Source organism: Paenibacillus sp. GXUN7292 (genome assembly GCF_050864975.1).
GTDB lineage: Bacteria > Bacillota > Bacilli > Paenibacillales > Paenibacillaceae > Pristimantibacillus.
In genome coordinates this window covers 1-20,480 of record NZ_JBOZWO010000013.1, presented here as the reverse complement: position 1 = coordinate 20,480, position 20,480 = coordinate 1, and the positions used below count along the sequence as shown (strand labels likewise).

Here is a 20,480-nt window from a genome sequence, read left to right as displayed (position 1 = left end):
TCAGTCCTCCGATTTCCGATACGTTAAGGAAAGCTGCAGCAAGGCAACGACAAAAATAATGACAAACATGACACAGGCTATCGTAGTGCCCATTCCCATTGCATTTACGTTTGTAGTGCCGCCTACCGCACTATTTTCACCGAAAGCGATACGATAGAAAAACAGCGACATCACATCGACACTTCGGTTTATGCCGCCGGACACACCGCCTAGCATAAAGCTGAAATCAAAGGTGGTCATAGCGAATATATAGGTCAATATCAACATATTGAATATAGTCGTTTTAATTTGCGGAACGATAATGGACCAAAAGCGTCTCCAATAGCTCGCCCCCTCAAGCAAGGCAGCCTCCATAATTTCATGCGAAATCATTTTCATAGCCCCTAAAAAGAAAACCATCCCTACTCCAATTCCCGACCATGCAATGAGCAGCCACACAATATAGATGCCGAACTCCGGAACTCCCATCCACGGTCTTGTATACTCGCCCATCCCAATCGCTTCAAGCAGCTTATTAAATACGCCAATATTGCCGTCAAAAATAAGGACACCCATAAACACAATAACTGGCGTGGAAATAAATTGCGGCGAAAAGATCATCGCTTGAAAAAAGCGGTGCCCTTTAATTTGTGAAAATAAAATATAGGCGATAATAATCTGCAAAGGTAAAACGACGACTGTATTTAGTAAAAAAATCGTTCCGCTATTTTTCAACGCATTTACTAATTGGCTGGATAGTTCGGGATTGCTGAATAGTTCCATATAGTTCTGAAACCCGATAAATTGTTTTACGCCAATGCCATCCCACTTCGTTAAGCTTAGCTGTGCTGCTGAAAAAATAGGATAAATAGAAAATAACGAATAGAGAAGTAAACCGGGCAATATAAACCAAATAAAAGGACGTTTTTTAAGCCAGGTTCCCATAGCTGCAAGCACCTCATTTCATTCCTTCACAACAATAAAACGGCTTCCTCTTTAACAACAAGCAGCGTGCCCAAGGAACGCTGCCTGTATTGGCCAAGAGTATTTGTAAAACTGTACAGCTGCCTGCTTTTTCACCATATAAGCCGGTTAAGGTTTACTTTGTTGGATAAGAAGCGGCCTTATCTAAGATTTGCACCGCTTCCTCTCCTGAAATGGATAGAGATAGCAGCTTCGGAATAACATCCTTCATCATAATATCTGCTGCGTTGGACTCTGGAGTTGATAGAGCTGTCAGGACGGAGTATATATTTAATCCTGCCTCGTCAAATTGCGCTAATTCCTTAACTCCCTCATCTTTAGCTGTTATATCTTTGAGCGTTGGAACGAGGCCAGTATAGTTCTCCATAATTTGCTGCGCCTCCACGCTATTCAAGAAGTTCAAATACTGTACTGCTGCGTCTGGATGCTTCGAGCCGGAGGAAATAGCATACGTCATAAAATTGCTATAGCTGGATTGAACTATACGCTTGCCATCATTATTCGGTACGGAGAATCGGCCCAGGTTGAGTCCCGACTCGCTATACGTGGAGTTGTTCCAGGTTCCGTCAATAATCATAGCGGCTTTGCCATTTGTAAAAGCAAACTGTGCGCCGGCACTATCCGTGGCTAAAAAGTCTTTATCAAAATAGCCCTTTTCTGAAAAATCTCGAATGAATTGGAACATATCCGCCAGATTTTTATCGTCCGTTAATTTGCCGTCCCCATTCATGGCAGCCTTCAATCCGTCATTAGCAAAGGCAGGAGCGAAGGCAAATACCGGCCAAGCGCGATCCCATTCGTTTTTGCCCGCTAATGCAATAGGGGTTACGCCTGCGCTTTTAAGCGTGCTCATAATGGACATAAATTCCTCCCAGTTAGCAGGAACACTCAAACTATTTTTAGCAAAAATATCTTTGTTATAGTAGACAACGTTCGTATCAAAAAATGCAGGCAAGGAGCAATAAATTTTGCCATCAATCATACAGTAAGACTTTTCGGATTCGGAGAAACGGCTGAGATCCATATTGTAAGAAGTCAGGTCCGTTATAAAACCGTTCTGCTGCATTTCTTTCATTTTTGATGTTTTATCGCCTTGAACCATAAATAAGTCCGGCAGCTCATTTGCTTGCAGCGCCACATTCAAGCTTTGATCGTTTTGAGCAAAATCAAACTCGATTTTGATGTTCGGATGTTTTGTAGCGAAGAGTGCGTTTATTTCTTTAAAAGGCTCTTCCAAAACAGCTTGATTACCCAGATCCCCCCATACCTTTAAAGATACATTTTCTGTATTAGGCTGTTTTGTAGCATTACTGCCGGTGTTATTCTTATCTTTTCCTCCGCCAGAGTTGCCCCCGCCACACGCTTGCAGCACTATTGCTGCCATGATGATTGAGGCAAGAAGTATGATTGATTTTTTTCTCATCCTTTTAATCCCCCTTCGTTATCGATCGTGCAAGCTGCTTTTATCAACGCTTTCGAATATATTGTAAGCGCTTCACGATAACTCGAGCCATCGTCAAATCGATGGTTTTTATTCCACTTTTCAATAACATGCGAACCCGCATGCCAAATTTATCGGTAAACCTTCCATTTTTTACGATGCTGCTTATTTTAATTTAAAATGTTTAATCGTTTGGCCTGTAACCTTTTTAAACACTTTTGTGAAATAGTTCGCATTCATGTACCCAACCTGCTCGGCAATCTCCTCAGTGGACAATGAGGTGCTTCTAAACAGCTTAATCGCTTCTTGAATACGAATTCTCGTCAAATAATCGATAAAGGCTTCTCCAGTTTCTTGTCTGAATTTTTGACTGAAATAATTGACGCTCAGATGAACATGCTCGGCAACATCTTCAAGCCGCAATGAAGCGTAATGATTGGCGACGTACTCATTAACTTTAGCAATCCAGACTGCTGTATTGGCGCCAGACTGGGTGTACTGCTCGGCAGCTGCTGTCATTTGGGAAAAATGCCGCAAAAGCTGCGTACTGGATTTCACTTTTGAAATATAGTCAGGCAGCGGCCATAATCCTTTAAAAAATGTTTCTATATATTCTGTTGCAATCCGGCAGTCATTCAGCAAATGATCGGATAATTGATGAGCGGCTTGCTTGTATAACCGCAGCCATTCCTCCGGCTCTATATGCTTGCCTTCATCCAAATGCTGCTGTAAATCTGCAGCCAGCTCATGAAATTGATAAAAGGCAATGCGTTTGCGAATAAGCTGATGGAGCTCCAGCCATTCTTCATGCTCAAAGGAGCGAGGCACCGGATATAGGTCCTCTATCATCCATGAAGCTTCTTTATGGAAAGTTAAGCGGCTCAATTGCAAAGCTGCCGATCTTGCTTCATGCCAGCCGTCCTTAATAGAGCGGGGCGAGCTCCAAAAGACAGCTATTTTTATATTTAACTTTTCATGACTGGTGGCGCACCACTCTGTAGTCATTTCTTCCAATACTTCTGTCGTGAACGGCGTTTCCGCAACAGCAAGCAGTCCGTGCAGCCTGCCTTTATCCTCGCCTAAAAAAATCGGGTTTTTAATACGTGCAAACATTTCGGCTATAAGCAAGGAAAGAACGCGTATTTCTCCGTTTTCATAGCCATCTTGGCGCTCTAGCGGCTCTATCATAATCCAGCGGCAGCTGCTGGCATGAAGCTTGTCCATCCACGCACTGAGCAGCGGGTATTCAAAGCAAGCATCCGGCTGCCTGCTTTCCACAAGCAGTCTGGCCTTTTCGGCTTCTAACGAAGACAGTGCGCCCGCAGCGTCAGGGCGGGAGACAGCGCCAGCCTCGTGATAAGAAACGTTCAAGCTGTCTAGTACCCGAAATAACTCTTCCGGCTCTATTTGATATTTTGAAATATAATCTTTGACGCCTAATTGAATTGCCTTTCTAGTGTATTCAAAGTCATTGTAGCTGCTAAGAATGATGACACTCGTGCTTGGGCTTACTTGCCGCAAATGGCTGATCAGCTCCAAGCCGCCCATGCCCGGCATTTTAATATCTGTCAAAACAATATCGTAATGTTCTCTTTTAGCTGCTTCGAGCGCTTCTGCCCCGTTTTTAAAAACACCTTCTATACGGTAACCGCGGCTTTCCCAGTCGATCATCGATTGAAGACCGATCCGCACAAGTGATTCGTCATCTACGATCATTACTTTACGCATACAGAGCTCCCTCCTGCTTCGGTATTTTTAATGTAACTATTGTCCCTTTCTGTTGTTCACTATTAATAAATACTCCATATTGTTCTCCATAATGAAGCTGCACACGTTCGACAACGCTATGAAAACCAAAATGCTTATCCTCACTATGCTTGCTCTGTTTTAATTTTAACAATTGCTCTTCGCTCATCCCAATCCCGTTATCTATCACATCCAGCCAAATATAATCTCGTTCCGCCCTAGCTTGAATCGTAATGACTCCAGGACGATCGGCATGAGCGAGCGCATGAATAAGCGAATTTTCAATTAACGGCTGCAATAAAAACTTTGGAATTCGTATATCCAGAAGCTCCTCTGGTATTTGGCAAATTAATTCGAAATGCTGATAGCGGACACGTTGTATTTTCACATAATCATCTAAAATAGCAAAATCTGTGCGCATCGGAACTAGCTTCTCATCTCCCCTTAGTCCATAGGTTAAAAGCCGGTTCAGTGCATCCAGCATATCTTTTATATGATCCTGCTTTTGAATAATAGCCATCCAGCGTATAGAGTTTAATGTGTTGTATAAAAAATGGGGGGACAATTGCTGCTGCAAAGCGCGCAGCTCTGCATTTTTCTTTTTATGCTCTTGCTTCGTCTTTTCTTCAATCAAATTTTCTATTTCATACATTAAGGAGATAAGCGTATCATTCATTTCAACAATCTCTACCGCGCCTGCGAAATGCTGCAGCTTCTCGGCTTTAACGCCGCGAATGCTTTGCTTCATGTTCCGCAATAGCTTGCGGATGGGGATAACAAGATCCTTTACTAGCAAATGAGTAACAAGCAAACCTATGACTGCGCAAATAGAAATTAAAATGACTGCGGTCTTTACAGTATCGTAGATTGAAGCATAGAGCTGCTGCAGGGGCAGCTCTGCCGACAGCGACCATCCTGTATACATCGGCTCTTGCGAGTAGGTGTCTGCTTGATATTTATTGGAGTCCAATACAATTTCATTAGATAACAGCACTTCGCCGTCAGCATCCAGCAGTTTAATAGGTATATCCTGCACGGTCGCATCAAATTGATCCGTAAATAACTTCGTATCGATGATTAACGTTAAGTGGCCTAAATGATGAAGCTTCGGGTCTTTTATCGCTCTGGCCAATCGAAATGACAGCGTTTCCGAAAAACCGTCCGAAAAAGCTTGCGGTTCGAACCAGACTGCCCCTCCCTTTTTCTGTTCAACCTTTTCTTGATACACTGGATCAAGCACATCGTAATTCAAGATAGAGCTTTTTCCATACGTGTATATTTGATCGTCCGTTGCAATAATAATGGCGCGAATGTAACTATTGTTGTCTGCGTTGAGCCAGATTGCATTCAGTTTATTGTTAATTGCACTTTCTATTAAAAAGCGGTCATATGTCGTTTCAGGCTGCTTCGTAGCCAATGTCATAATTTCAGTATCTGTCATAATTTGACGGGACAGCTTTTCAAAGGTATGCACCTGGTCATCTAATTTCTTGCCCAGCACATTTAACAGGTCTGTCATGTTAGAGATTCTGTTTACTTTTGCTTCATTCGCGTAATTATTCGTCAAATAATACATGCTTAGCAAGGCCGGACCGATAATAAGCGGAATATAAATAAGCATGAGCTTGTAAGGAACACGAATGCGATTCCAGCGGCTATTAAATTTACGAATGAGACGGAGCATGGCCGAACTCCCCTTCAGCGTTTTTTTGCTATCATAGTTCATCCGCCTCCTTTTCGTCTACATTATTCGAAAACCTTTACTTTTTTTTCATTTAAAAAAACCTTCCCGGCAGTACGTTATGGAAGGTTGATTCCATTGGCGCACGGCGTGGAGAAGGTTTTTTGCACTTCTATTTATTTTATAAAACTATAGGATCGATAAAATGACTTTCACGGCTTCCGCCCTAGTCGTTACTTCAATAGGAGCGAAGCGTTTATTTGTTTTTCCAAGCAAAACTCCTTTGCTTTGCAGCGCGGCTGCGTATCCCCTCGCCCAGTCAGGAATTTGGCTGTCATCGCTAAACTCTGTTGGCGCAGTTAATGGTTCAAGCTGGAGCGCACGGGCGACAATAACAGCGAGCTCCGCTCTTGTCAGCCCATCGTTAGGGCGCAGGCTGCCATCCTGATAGCCGGTTATCCACCCTTTGCCTGCCGCTGCTGCGATCGATGATTGCGCCCAACTGCCGATAGCAGCTTGGTCTGCAAAACTGAATGCCGAAGCTGATTGCGGCACTTTTAAAGCTTGCACCAGCATATGCACAAACTCAGCCCGGCTTACATGACGATCCGGCTGGAAGCTTCCATCCGGATACCCCTTCACGAAGCCTTTTTGCACCGCTTGCTCAATATCCCGCTTTGCCCAATGATTGCCTATGTCCTTCAGCTGATTTCCGGACTGCCCATTGCCATCTCCATCGGTTTTCCCATTCTCACCCGACTCCTCTTCCTCGTCCTCATCGGTTTCACTTGGCGGATTTGGATTTGGGGTTGGGTTTAGATTTGAATCAGGGTTAGGATTTGCCGGACCCGGCTCTTTCAAGGAATCAACTAAAGCATCATATGCAGGCTTCGCTCCATAATTCTCATCAAAAATAAGTCCATTTCCAAAGCTGCCGTAGGAATGATGCGGCTGCAGGGACGAGTAACGATCCGTAAAGCCCCACATCGACAGTGCATTGAACTTTATACCATTAACTTTGAATTTTTTAACCATATCGGTAATTTCACCGAAATAATCAGCTTGCTCTTGCAGTGTAGCCGCATTGACAGGTTTATGAATGTTCATATCCAGCTCCGAAACACGAACCTCGATGCCGATATTAGCGAATTTAGTCGCTGTTGCTTTAAACTCTGCTGCGCTGACAGGATCCCACTGATCCGTTAAATCCTCATGCATCTGAAAGCCTACGCCATGCACAGGCACACCGCGCTGCTTCAACCCTTTGACTAATTCAAACACAGCATTGCTTTTTATATTATCCTCTTCTATCCAATACTCATTTACATATAGCTTCGCTGCCGGATTAGCCGCATGTGCCGCTCTTAATGCGATTTCAATATATTCCTCGCCAAGCTTATCATACCAAATAGACGGACGAATATTGGGATCAACATTCAGGCCTGCCATCGGCTCATTAATAATATCCCAGCTCATAATTTTCGGGTATCGGCTCACAACAGTTGTAATATGCTCTTCCAATATCGTCTTTAACTCTTGCTTGCTGAAATTGCCGTCGGTTACCCATCGCGGTACAGCTTCGCTCCAAGCCATCGTATGGCCATGCACTTTCATATTATGAAGCTCAGCATATTCCATCAGCGCGTCCATTTCAGCAAAGGCATATTCATTGCGCTGCGGATGTATGAATTGGAATTTCATATCATTTTCCGGCGTAATCATATTGAATTCGCGCCCTAGTATTTCCGCATATTGAGGGTCGCTGATCAGCGCATTGACAGAAACGGCTGTACCGATAGACAAATGCGAATAATTTTTGGTCGCCAGGCTGCGCAGCGACTCAGCCTTGCTGCCCGATAAGCTAAATTGCTGATCCTGGACGTCCAGTGTTGAAGCTGGATCCAGCGGCTTCGCATAGATGGCTTGAATCATGAAGGATTTGCCGACAGCCGCATCTGCTCCGAAATAAACCTTATGGCTATCGAATACGCCTGGATCATCCAACTGCCCGACCTCATTCTGGTTCACATAAAATACAAGCTTGCCAGCATTGCTTGCTACGGAAACTCTGGTTTCGCTAGCTCCGTTATAACTGTACTCAGCTGTATCCGGATAAGCGGACAAGCCATCATAAACCTTTACATGCAGCTTGCCTCCATGCAGCTCCATGCTGACATATTTGCCTTCTTCCCGCCATTCATCCTGAATGATCGGCAAGGCGCCGTACAGCTGTACAGAAGGGCGCGCCTGCTGCGAAGCTAGAAGCTCAAAATCTATCATAAAATTACCAGATACATTCAGCTGCGGCCCGCGCAAATTTATAGGCGGATTGGCAACAGCAGGCTGACTTGGCTGGTTGCCTAGCGGAATGATCCCTCTTCCCAATCCTTTTACAATCAGCTCGCTGCCTACCATCGTTGCACCCGACATTTGATTCCAGTTATGCCCCTTCAGCACATTATACCCCTCAGTAGACGCCGTTATCGCAACTGCGCCAGACCGGTTGCCCGCCAGGTCAACAGCTTTAATCAAAAAATCATACGTCGTATTAGCCGTCAGGCCTTGCAATATAATTGCTGTATTTGCTGTAAAAACAGTGCGCTCTCCATAACTGATCTCATAGCCCGAAACGGCAATATTGTCCGTTGACGCCATCCAGGACAGTGCAATCGTATCGCTTGTCACCTCAGTAACCTGCGGTGAACCCGGTGCGGTTGGCGGCTCTGCATCCGTTCCTTCGTAAATCAAAACCTCCTCGAACATAATTTTGCTTAAAGAACTGCCGCCCGGGTTGCTGACAGCCAGCCCTGCATACGCATTGTCCGGCATCGCAATCTGCTTCTCGCCCACCTTCGTCCACTCGCTGCCGTCTGACGATACGAATCCAATAAACGTATCGCCTGTGCGCACAATTTTCACCCATGCAGGAAGCGTTCCCGGTCTGGTCGTGTCAGCTGTGCTGCCTTCCATTTGCTCACGGAATTGAAAGCTGGCCACATTCGGCGTCATCATCATATCGGCATGCGCAGCATTGGCAGCAATGGATTCACGGATCATGACACCCGCTTTTGCCCATTCGCTTACATCTGTCATTCCGGCAACCTTGGCCATTAAATGCCCGTCGCCATTAAGCGGCTGATAAATATAATGCATCGCATCGCTGGTGCCCCAAATATCTGTGCCTGTGCTCTTTACTGTAAAGCTATCATTTGCCGCATCATATTGAGAGCTGCTTGTGCCGGATCCAATACTGGCTGCTGTCCAAGGCTGAGGGATCTCTCCTCCGCCCGGATTAGGATTTGTTGGCGAATCTTCCTCTAACAGTTCCACATTTTCAATAACTGCTTGATTGGACTCGCTATCGTCCGGGTTGCTTAATGCGATGCCAACATACACCTGCTCATCCATTGGAATCGTAATACTGCCTACTGGCTCCCAAGAATCGCCATCGGCGGATATATAGCCAGTAAAATCATCACCGCTTCTGCTCAGCTTCAGCCATAACGGCGCTGCTGCATCAGCGGTTTGATCTGCCATGCCTCCTCTTGTATGTTGCCTATATTGAAAGGTTGCGCCATTCTCCGGCGTAAGCATCATGTCGGCATGCTTCGAGTCCCGATCGAGTGATTCGCGAATCATGACGCCCGCCTTGGCCCATCCGCTCATTTGCTCCATGGATTTGACCTTAACAATCATCGTCATATCGCCCGAAGCCTCTTTGTAGACATAGTTCAATTGATCCATATTGCCCCAGATGTCCGTTGAATGGCCGCTTAGTATAAATTGACCGTTTGCAGCTTCATACTTTGCAGCTCCCGGCTTAAGTCCAATATTTCTAGCCTTCCAGCCTTCCGGCAGCTCAGCCCCATAATCCTGCTCGACCGGCGGTGTCCAGCCAGCCATAGGCCATTCCTTGCGCTCTTTGATTTTAATCAACTCAGATTCTGGCCACTTTTGATAAGCAAAAAAGGACAGCCTTTTTACATCCGGATAATTTTCCCGTAAGCCCTTATAAATTTCCTGATATTCATCATCCGTCCAATCGTTATCCAGCGTAGCTACAATTTCGACGTTCGCTCCGCTGGTCAAATCCGATGTATCCTTCAAAATGCCATACTCATTGCTGTATACCCAATCGCTCTCAAAGCCCCAATCGTCGAAATAAGCCATGGGCGCTACAAAATCAATATGCTGCTTGAATTTGGACACATCCTGTCCTACCTCTACGAATTCAGGCGGCAAGATGTACACGCCCAGCTTCGTATTCGGTTTGGAGGATTGCGCAATATCACTGCGAATACCGCCTACATATTCACCAATCTGATCCGTTCTCCACTCATTCCACTGCGAACGCCGGGCAGATTCCGTACTGAAGTCGATTTCAAGCGGCGAGTAACCAAACTCTGTTTCATATTTGTCTACTGTATACTCACTTACATCCATATTGTAATCATCAAAGCGAATCCAATCGAGCACGACGCCATCGACATCATAATTTTCGATAACCTCTAATATAATAGAGCGCTCGTACGCCTGCACCTCATGATGAAGCGGGTTGACGAAATATTCGCTTCCATTCCAGCCAGTGAAAGGTGTCGGTACGCCGTCAACCAAAGCTTTCATTTGCCAATCACTATTTTCCAAAAAAGCTTCCTGATCGTGGAACTGGGGAATCCAGGCATGTACCTTAATGTCCTTTTCATGAGCAGCATCAATAACAGCCTGTAGGGCATCGAAATCTTCATAGCCTTCAGCTATCCGGGCAATGCTGCTGTTGTAAAACACCTGCCCGGAACGAACCTCGTCATCTTCATCCTGCTTCACATTCATACTGATGACATTAACGCCATATTGCTCAGCCATATTCACAAAGCTTTGCACATCAGCGTTATTTTTAAATTGATTGACCGTCCTTACGATAACCTCTGTTTCAAACGGCGTGTTCGCCGCTTCATCAGCTGAAGCCGGTTCTGCATGGCCTAATTGCAGGCCAATTGAGCTGAACAACAAGGATGCCGCAGCAATTGAAGCGAGCCGCTTCTTTAGCCTTAATTTCATTAATTACCCCTCCTGTTTCGTCTATTAGTGCTGCCAATACAGCTTTTTTGGCAAAAAAAATCACCTGGTATATACTTCGCTCCATAGTTAAACAAACTTATTAAAAAAATAAGTGATAACAATTGTGCAAAATACATACTCAGGTGTATCGTCCTCGTTTTGTCTGCGTTATACGAATAAACTAATGGCCTGCATTAATTTTTTGTACGTTCTCCTGCCACTTTTCAGTGCGGAATTGCAGCAGCTTATCAAGGCCTGCCTTGTTTGAATCTTTTTTCGCCTGCTCCAGCACAGCAAGCACTTCCTCATCCGACTTTGCATGTACCATTTTGGCAAAGGCTACTGTATAGATATCATTCACATTTTGTAAAATGACGCCAATTTCTGTTTCAGGAATCGGCTCCGTATTCACATATTCCGTCACGTCCTTGCTAGTCGCCCATGTTACAGTAGATTGCGCGATCGTCTCCCATGAACGCTGATTTTCGGAGAGTGCCATCTCCAGGCTCATTTTGGCTGTATCAATAAATGTCGTATTGCCCGCCCAGTTGAAGTCCTCGAATTTTCTCATCTTCTCTGTACGTTCGTTGACATCGCCCGTTTTGTACGCTTCATTCGGAATTGGCGAGCCGTCCGCATTTTCCTCATCCCAGAACAAGCCTTTAGGTCCGAAGAACAGTACCTTTTGCCCTTCAGGTCCGGTGATCCAATCATAGTAAGCAAAAATCGCTTCCGGATCTTTTGCTTCAGTAGTAATGACATTTACGTTCCAGCCCAAGCTCTCAAAGCCGCTAACAAAAATTTTATCCTTATCTAATCCCGCTTTGCGGATCGGCCAAATAATTTCATAGCCGCTGTCTGGATTCGCATTGGTCAGTGCACGATGACCCTCAGCGCCGTAAGTCGTAATATTGGATTCGATCATGACGGCTACACGGCCCGTATTCACCTTTTCCTTCACGGCATCCTGTGTTTGCTGCAGCGCGTCCTGCGTAATTAGTCTTTCTCGGAACAGCTTGTTAATGTAGAGCACCAGCTCTTTATATGCTTGATCCTCAAAGATGGATACCAGCTTGTCGCCGTCCGGATACCCTTTGAGACCGATATCATGACTGGTCGCATTTTCTTTAAAGCCGCCATACATAATGTCCAGTCCGGCACCCTTCTCGCCAACCTCCAAAGGCACAACATTCGGATACTTGTCCCGAACCTGCAATAAATAATCATATAAGTCATCAAAGGTTTCCAGCTTAGGTCCGCCAAGCTCATTGTAAATATCTTTATTTACCATCCAGCCCCCGTTGCCAAAGGTGCCGGCTGTGTACCAGTTCGGAATTTGATAGATTTTACCGTCTTCGGAACGAAGCAGGTTAAAGGTAGATTCCTTCACATACTTTTTGAAATTCGGGTATTTATCGTAATATTCGTCGAGTGCAACAAGCTTGCCGGCCTTTATCAGGCGTTCGACTACCGCTCCGCGATCTGTAAAAATGACATCCGGCAAATCGTTGCCGACGATCATCGTGTTGAGCTTCTCTTCAGGCGCTCCGCCTGCCTGTACGGGATTCACATTCACTTTTAAATTTTCCTGTATCCATTTCGTCGCCTCATTGTCTCCCCAGGGTGCCGTCGTCATCCAGTCATAATGGCCGTAGAAGCTGAAGGTTACAGGCTTAACGCCTAAATTGTTTTCCACATCTCCGGCATCGCTCGTAGGCCCGCCAGTTGCCGGCGGCGCTGCGCTCGGCTCCTTGCCTCCCCCATTGTTGGAGCAAGCAGCAAGGAAAACAAGCAAGGCAGCAATAACAAATGACACCCACTTTAATTTTTTAGTCATCTTTTCCCCTACTTTCCATTAATTTATTGAAGCTACTCCTTCATCGACCCGATCAATACCCCTTTGACAAAATATTTCTGTAAAAACGGATAGGTCAAAATAATCGGAATAGTAGCAACCATCATAGTAGCCATCGTCAATGACTTGGTCGTAACCGTTCGATTACGGTTCATATGATCGAGCGCAATTGCATTGGACGAGGATATTTCAGTCATAATATTCGAATTCATAATTTGCCGGAGCAGCGTCTGAATAGGCAGCAAATGATCCTTGGACACATAGATCGCCCCTGTAAACCAGTCATTCCAGTGCCCAACCGCCGTAAACAGCGAGATGGTCGCCAGCACAGGGCCTGAGATCGGCACTACGATACGAAAGAAAATGCCGTAGTTGCTGCAGCCGTCTATTTTTGCAGACTCCTCCAATCCATCAGGCAATGCCGAGAAAAAGGTGCGAATCACGATCATATGATACACGCTGATTAGAGCAGGAATAATAAAAACCCAAAATGTGTTCAGCATGCCAAGTGAACGGACAAGCATAAAGGTAGGAATAAGGCCGCCGCTGAAAAACATCGTAACGATAAAGAAAACCATGTAGTATTTGCGCAAATAGAGCACTTTTTTGGACATGCCATAAGCAAGCAGCGCAGTGAAAAATACGGATAATACCGTCCCGGCTAATGTTCTTGCAATGGAAATCCAGAAGGAATTCAGCAGCCTCTGATCGCGAAAAACGATATAGTAGTTTTCCAGCGTGAATGCCCTTGGCCATAGCGTAACTCCGCCAAGCGATGTGTCGCTTCCCAGATTGAAGGAAATGACGAGCGAGTTCCAGAACGGATAGAGCATGACGATGGCGAGCAGCGTGAGAAAAACGTAGATTGTTCTTTGCAGCATTCTGTCTCCGAGACTAAGCCGCATCATGAATCACTCCCCTAAGAATACAGACTTCTACCAAAGGCTGACGTCTGCTCTGCGTGCTATTTTGTTGGCAATAATGAGCAGGCTAACGCTAATAACCGCTTTAAATAACCCCACTGCTGTGGCATACGAGAAGCGCGAATTCAATATGCCGACACGGTATACGTAAGTATCAATAACATCGGAGTATTCCCGCAAAATAGGATTGTTGGCAAGCAGCAATATATCCTCAAAGCCAGCGCTTAAAATATTGCCGATAGCTAAAATCATAAAAATAATAATGATAGGCGCTATGCTGGGCAGCGTAATTAAATAAATTTGCTTCAATCGGCTTGCGCCGTCGATGGAAGCAGCCTCATACAGCGTCGGATCTACGCCTGCAATAGCTGCAAGATAGACAATGCTGGCAAAGCCGACTTCCTTCCAAACATTTACGCTTACTAATATGGTCCAAAAATATTCCGGAATCGCTAAGAAGTTAATTGGATGCTCAATCAGATTGAGCTTCTGAAGAAGAATGTTGATTGTGCCATTATCAACCGAGAGGAGAGAGAACACGAAGCCAGACACAATAACCCACGACAAAAAATATGGCAGATAGCTTATTGTTTGAATCATTCTCTTAAACGCCATATGCCTTACTTCATTGAGCATGAGCGCAAGAATGATAGGCGCAGGGAAAGAGATAACGAGCTTGAACAAGCTGATCGCAATTGTATTGCGCATAATGTTAAGAAACTCCGGCGCATTGAAAAACATCCGAAAATTGGCCAGCCCCGTCCATTCGCTCTTCCATATTCCTGCAAAAATATCGTACTGCTGAAAAGCCATTACAATCCCGTACATCGGAATGTAGCTGAAAATGAATATAAAGATAACGCCTGGCAAAACCATAGATTGCAAATCCCACTGCTTCCAAAACTTGTTCAGTTTACTCGGCTTAGGGGCTGCCTTCATCAGCTTTCGTCCTCCCTGCCTTGTGCGGCCCATTGAAATTTCGGCAAATATTGCTTATTTTGCTTGAGCATCTCATCGAGCAATTGCTCCGCTATTTCGACAGAAGGCACCAGCGGATGATGAACCATCGCCTGCAAGGCTATTTTCCGGTCGCCGTGTACAGCTGCTTCAATCGCCAAGCTTTCATATTGCTTAACAGCAGCCAGCAAGCCTTTGACGGATGGCGGAATTTTACGCAGAGGCAGCGGGATAGGCCCTTGCTTTGTAACGATGCAATTGACTTCGATTGAAGCATCCTCCGGCAAAAAATCGATAATACGGCCATTTCTTACGTTGAGCGTTTGAATATCTCTGGCATCGTTATAAATCGAACGCATGAGCAGCACTGCCGCCTCAGAATAGTAAGCGCCGCCGCGCTGCTCCAGCTGCTTCGGCTTTTCCTCCAGCTCGACATTGCGGTACAGCTCAAACAGCTCTTCCTCTACTTTTTTGACAACCTCAGCCCGCGAGCCGCTTTGCTTCGCTGCTTCCTGCTGCTCCTTCAGCAGCTTATCTGTCATATAGAAGTAGCTCAAATAATAAGATGGAATCGCTTGCAAGGAATCAAGAAAGCGGTGGCTCCAAGCTTCAAAAGGTACATTGGCGGCTTTATAGCTTTGTGGATAATCGATCAGCTCCTGCAGCTTGCTTTGCCCGTCAATTACGACATCCGACACCCAGTGCAAATGGTTGATGCCTACAAACTCAGCATAAATGCGCTCGGCTGGAAGCTTGAAAAATTCCATCAGCCACTTATTGAAGCCGATCGGCGAGTTGCATAAGCCTACACTTTTAATCGATGAGTACTTGTGCACAGCCTCGGTTACCATCCCTGCCGGATTCGTGAAATTAAGCAGCCAGGCGTCCGGCGCCAGCTCCTCCATATCCTTGCAAATATCAAGGATGACCGGAATCGTGCGCAGTCCTTTCATCATGCCGCCGGGGCCTGTCGTTTCCTGGCCAATGACATTATACTTAATAGGAATCCGTTCATCCCATTTGCGTGCCTCCAGCATACCAACTCTGATTTGTGTACAAACAAAATCAGCACCGGCAATCGCTTCCCTGCGGTTCGTTGTGCCGTACACTTTAATCGGCAGCTGTGACTTTGCAACCATGCGTTTACTCAGCTCCGTAATAATATGAAGCTTCTCGATTCCTTCCTCAATATCAACCAGCCATATTTCCTCTACGGGCAACTCCTTGTAGTGCTGTATGACACCTTCCATCAGCTCCGGCGTATAGGAGGAACCGCCGCCAATAACGACCAGCTTCAACGCTTTCTTCATGCCAAACCATTCCTTTATTGAATATTTTGAATTTTTCGAATATAACCAAGCTGCGTTTGCGAAAGCCTTTCTATTCGCTCCCGGTCCAGCTGCAAGCCACTGCTCTCCATGGCCAAAATGACCGCTCCGATAACCGGCTCCTTATCCAAAGCCTTGAGTTTACAGTCAGGGGCTGCCAGCTTGACCTTTTTCTCAATAGCTGAACGGATAATTCCTGCTCGATCGCCTTTTGCAAGCAAGCTGCCTGCGAGCACAATATCAAACGCTTCCCCGCTCATATTCAAGCGGTTAATCGTAGCTAATGCTGCAAGCCCAAGCTCCTCCCCCTGTTTAATGAGCAGCTTGGTTGCTGTTGCATCCCCTTCCTCCGCAGCCTGAAACAGCAGCCTTGCTGCACTGACCGGCAAGCTTCTGGAATGATCGAGAAAATCGTCCCTTAGCTCTGCAACGCTGGCGTACCCGAGCAGCTTGATAAGCTTATCTGATAGATGCGTCTCAGCTTCCCTGCCTTCAAATGCGCGAATAACACTGCGGAACACTTCTACGCTAAGATCATATCCGCCGCCGAAATCGCCGAATTGATAGCCAAAGCCTCCGCATTGGAACGTCTCGCCAGCCCGGTTTACTCCTGAGCAATTAACTGCAGAGCCGCAAATAAGCACAATGCCGTACGGATGCTCTGTCCCTGCCCGCAAAGCAATCGTTGTATCACATGATATTTCGGTTTTCGGAAGCTTCAGCCCCGCAATAATCGGCCGAAGAATACGGAAATCGCTTTCACGATCTGCTCCGGCAAGGCCAAACCAGGCAAGGGCAATTTGCTGGGCGGTTAAGCCTGCTTCATCAAGCGCGCCGGCCACCGCTTCGTTCAAGCTAATTTCCGCCTGCTTGCGATTCGTTTGATGATTGCCATTCCCTCCTTTTCCCATTCCGACTACTTGGCCCAGCTCATCGGCAATTACTGCGTAAGTCTTGCTGCCACCCGCATCGACTCCCAAATAATATTTCACAGGCTCAGTCACTCCTAAATATTTATTTCTGTCGTTCTCTTTCGCGGACTCATAATTTCTTCAAACATTATATTTTCAGATAAGCGCTAGACTCTCTAACAAGCAGCTGAGGGCTAAGCTTAGTTACCGTCGGCTTCTCGAGCTGGCCATTAATTTGCTTCAGCAGCAAATCTACACCTATGCTCGCCATTTGCGCCTCTGGCTGCCGCACCGTTGTCAGCCGCGGAAAAAACTCTGCGGCGAGCTGCTGATCATCAAAACCGACTACTGATATATCATGCGGCACCTTGATGCCTTCCTCACGCAGTGCATGGACGACGCCCAGCGCGATAAAGTCATCCCCTGCAAAAATGGCTGTAGGCAAGGCATCCTCCCTTATCCATTTTTTCGCGACCTCATAGCCATTGCTTACGGTAAAACCGCTATATTCAATGGCAAATGGCGCCAGTCCTGCATCGGCAAGAGCCTGCACATAGCCTTTCTTTCTCTCTGTAACGCTTAGAAAAATAGTTGGGCCCCCAATATGCGCGATTTTTGTATGTCCCAGTTCAATCAAATGCTTCGTCGCATCATAGCCCCCTTTGAAATTGTCTACAACAACACTGGATACATCGTCGTGCTCAAATTGGTTATCCAGCAAAATAAACGGGATTTTTTTCTTTTTCAGCTCGGCAACGTACTGCTCCTCTTCGATAGGCGACAGCAATATAATGCCGTCCACGCGGTCTCTTTGAAACAAAAAATTGTTGATATCGCCTTCTCCTTCATTTTCCAAAATAGACAATGCTAAAAAGTAGCCTTGATCCGCCAGCTTGCGATTGGCGACTTTAATAACCCGGTCATAAAAGGAGTCATTCAAATTTGTGATCGACATGCCGATGATTCCTGTCTTGCCGCGCACTAAGCTCTGTGCTGCCGAGTTGGGCTGATAATTCAGCTCTTCCATCGCCTTTAGTACTTTTTGTCTATTTCCTTCACGCACAGTTGGGGAATTGTTAATGACCCTGGAAACCGTTACAACGGATAATCCTGATTTTTTTGCTACATCATAAATGTTCATCTATACAGCCTTCTCCTTTAATCCGAATTAAAGTTAAAAGGTTTTAACTTTAATTGTGATGCTAGCATCCATCCCGAATGTTGTCAATTCGGGAATGGATGCGTTTTGAATCCTAATTTTTAATAGATTTGGACCTGGCTGAACATGGCTTTGTTCGAGGATGAGCTGCCTGGGTTGCTCAGCGCAATGCCTACGTACACGGAACTGTTCATCGCAATCGTTTTTCTGCTCACCTCGGTCCAGCTCGTGCCGTTGGACGATATATAACCGATAAACTGATTGCCCGATCTCTCCAGCTTTACCCAGCGCGGCACACTGGCAGATGAAAGGACATCCGTCATGCTGCCGCCGGTTGCAGAGCGATACTGGAACGTCGCGCCATTGCTAGGCGTCATAAGCATATCTGCATGCTTTGCAGATGGATTCAGCGTATCTCTCATCATGACTCCAGCTTTAGCCCAGCTGTTCATATTGCTCATAGCATTCACTTTGGCAACAATCGTTCCATCGCCCGTCATCGTCTGATAAATAAAATTAAGCTTATCCTGTGTGCCCCAAATGTCGGAGCTCTTGCTCGTAAGCGTAAAATCTCCGCTGCTGTAGGAAGCTGTGCCCGCTGTTAAACCGATATTTCTTGCTTTCCAGCCGGCAGGAAGCGCAGCATCATACTCTCCATTATCCGGCCAGGTTCTTCGCGTGTTTATTTGACTCAGCGTCGTATCGCTCCATGCCCCATAAGAGAAAAATGATAAATGTGTAACATTCGGATAGTTATCTCGAATGCCGCCGTACACCTGATTGTACTGAGCAGTCGTCCAATCATCATCGAGCGCCGGGACGATGCGCACGGCCGAACCCGCTAAATCCGCTGTATCCGCCAAAATCCCGTTTGTACCGTACACCCAATCCGGAGTAAAGCCCCAATCATCGAAATAAGCCATCGGAGCAACAAAATCTATCGATTCATGAAATTTCGATACATCCTGCCCTACCTCAGTAAATTCAGGCGGCAAAATATATACGCCTAGCTCCAGCCCCGGCTTCACCGCTTCGATATCATCCCGCACATCGGCGACATACTGTCCGATTTTATCTGTTCGCCATGCGTTCCACTCCTGTCTGCGGGTAGAATCTGTCGCAAAATTGATCGTGAGCGGCGAATAGCCATACAGGCTCTGATACAAATTTACCGTGTAGCTGCTCACATCCATGTTGTAATCATCAAATCGCAGCCAATCCAGTACAACCCCGTCGACATCATAATTGCTTACAACCTCCGAAATGATGGAGCGCTGATAGGCCTGCACATCGGGATGGATCGGATTGACAAAATATTCGTCGCCTCCCGACCCTTTGAACGGTTTGGCGACACCGCCGACTAGCGAATACATTTGCCAGCCGGGGTTAAAATTGAAGGCAGCCTGATCATGAAATTGCGGTATCCATGCCCTGACCTTAATGTTGTTGGCATGCGCTGCCGTAATAACGTGCTGCAGAGCATCGAATGTGGCATAGCCAGGGGCGATCGGCGCAATATCGCTGTCGTAAAATACATAGCCTGAAGGCACCTCGTCATCCTCATCCTGCTTCACATTCAAATTAATAACGTCGACATTATACTGTACGGCCTTGTTGATAAACGTTGTGACGTCTGCCGCATTTTTAAACTGATTGACTGTCCTCACAATAACTTCTGTTTCGAATGGTGTATTAGCTGCACTTGCAGCTGGAGCGTACATTGGCATTACAAAACAGATTACAAGCAGAATAAGACCGAACCTCATCAGCTTTCCTTTTCTAATCGCCATAAGCATCTCACCCTTCACAAAAGTTTAAAGGCTTTAACTTTCAAGTTAAAAAAAATGCTTGATACGAATTGCTTGATCAATGTAATAGGCATAATTGTTGCAAGTAACAACATATTTCTACACATTAATCAATAAGAGAACAGCTTTCTTCGTTTGATTGGTCTTGTTGGTCATTTACGTTATAAAAGTTTAAAGGTTTAAACTTTAGTTAGATATTACCATCGCTCGCGCTATCCGTCAATTAAAATTTGTAGTGGAACTGTGGAGGGTACCGATTAATTGTGAATAGGGCAACAAGAAGCAATAGAATGGATGTTACTGCTTGGAATACTACTGCGATCAAGTTTGGGATTCCGGCCACTGTTGTTTAGCTGTTTTGAAGTAGCACCGACCGATTCTGTATGATATTTCATATACATTTCTGTTTTTCAAGGCATTTCAGCGTATTGTATATGATATTTCATATACATTTAACTGTTTTGAGGTAGCACCGACCGATTCTGTATGATATTTCATATACATTTGTGTTTTTTGGGGCATTTCAGCCTATTGTATATGAAATTTCATATACATTTAGCTATTTCGAGGTAGCACCGACCGATTCTGTATGATATTTCATATACATTTGTGTTTTTTGGGGCATTTCAGCGTATTGTATATGAAATTTC

At 45.6% G+C, this 20,480-nt stretch carries 12 protein-coding genes; all 12 read right to left on the bottom strand.

Features of this window, described 5'->3' with window-relative positions; translation table 11 throughout:
- The 12 genes from ACRRU2_RS12615 to ACRRU2_RS12560 all read right to left on the bottom strand — a co-directional run bounded on the left by ACRRU2_RS12615 (position 1) and on the right by ACRRU2_RS12560 (position 19,812).
- Positions 1–924, bottom strand: a complete 924-nt coding sequence (locus ACRRU2_RS12615; RefSeq protein WP_432502085.1) for a carbohydrate ABC transporter permease — start codon at positions 922–924, stop codon at positions 1–3.
- A 154-nt stretch (positions 925–1,078) separates the two neighbouring features.
- Positions 1,079–2,386 (bottom strand): ABC transporter substrate-binding protein, encoded by a 1,308-nt coding sequence (locus ACRRU2_RS12610; RefSeq protein ID WP_331699943.1) that lies wholly within the window; start codon positions 2,384–2,386, stop codon positions 1,079–1,081.
- A 183-nt stretch (positions 2,387–2,569) separates the two neighbouring features.
- Entirely contained in the window at positions 2,570–4,132 is a 1,563-nt protein-coding gene (locus ACRRU2_RS12605) for a response regulator transcription factor (protein WP_432502083.1), read from the bottom strand.
- The gene (locus ACRRU2_RS12600) at positions 4,125–5,876 is read right to left on the bottom strand and encodes a sensor histidine kinase (protein WP_432502081.1); all 1,752 of its coding nucleotides are present in this window, start codon (positions 5,874–5,876) and stop codon (positions 4,125–4,127) included. The genes ACRRU2_RS12605 and ACRRU2_RS12600 overlap by 8 nt, the downstream gene beginning before the upstream one ends.
- A 144-nt stretch (positions 5,877–6,020) precedes the next feature.
- On the bottom strand, positions 6,021–10,889 hold the full coding sequence (locus ACRRU2_RS12595; RefSeq protein ID WP_432502079.1) for an endo-1,4-beta-xylanase: 4,869 nt from the start codon (positions 10,887–10,889) through the stop codon (positions 6,021–6,023).
- A 181-nt stretch (positions 10,890–11,070) separates the two neighbouring features.
- A complete protein-coding gene (locus ACRRU2_RS12590; RefSeq protein ID WP_432502077.1) occupies positions 11,071–12,726 on the bottom strand; it encodes an extracellular solute-binding protein in 1,656 nt (551 codons plus the stop codon).
- Between the two features lie 32 nt (positions 12,727–12,758).
- A complete protein-coding gene (locus tag ACRRU2_RS12585) occupies positions 12,759–13,652 on the bottom strand; it encodes a carbohydrate ABC transporter permease (protein ID WP_331699937.1) in 894 nt (297 codons plus the stop codon).
- A gap of 27 nt (positions 13,653–13,679) precedes the next feature.
- Entirely contained in the window at positions 13,680–14,606 is a 927-nt protein-coding gene (locus ACRRU2_RS12580; RefSeq protein WP_331699936.1) for an ABC transporter permease, read from the bottom strand.
- A complete protein-coding gene (locus ACRRU2_RS12575; protein ID WP_331699935.1) occupies positions 14,606–15,934 on the bottom strand; it encodes a 6-phospho-beta-glucosidase in 1,329 nt (442 codons plus the stop codon). Before ACRRU2_RS12575 ends, ACRRU2_RS12580 begins: the two co-directional genes overlap by 1 nt.
- Positions 15,935–15,948: 14 nt before the next feature.
- Positions 15,949–16,944, bottom strand: coding sequence for an N-acetylglucosamine kinase (locus tag ACRRU2_RS12570; protein WP_331699934.1), 996 nt, complete (start codon positions 16,942–16,944; stop codon positions 15,949–15,951).
- A 67-nt stretch (positions 16,945–17,011) separates the two neighbouring features.
- Positions 17,012–18,004: a LacI family DNA-binding transcriptional regulator gene (locus ACRRU2_RS12565; protein WP_331699933.1), complete on the bottom strand. Its 993-nt coding sequence runs from the start codon at positions 18,002–18,004 to the stop codon at positions 17,012–17,014.
- Positions 18,005–18,123: 119 nt separating this feature from the next.
- A complete protein-coding gene (locus ACRRU2_RS12560) occupies positions 18,124–19,812 on the bottom strand; it encodes a glycoside hydrolase family 10 protein (RefSeq protein ID WP_432502074.1) in 1,689 nt (562 codons plus the stop codon).
- Positions 19,813–20,480: the final 668 nt, after the last annotated feature.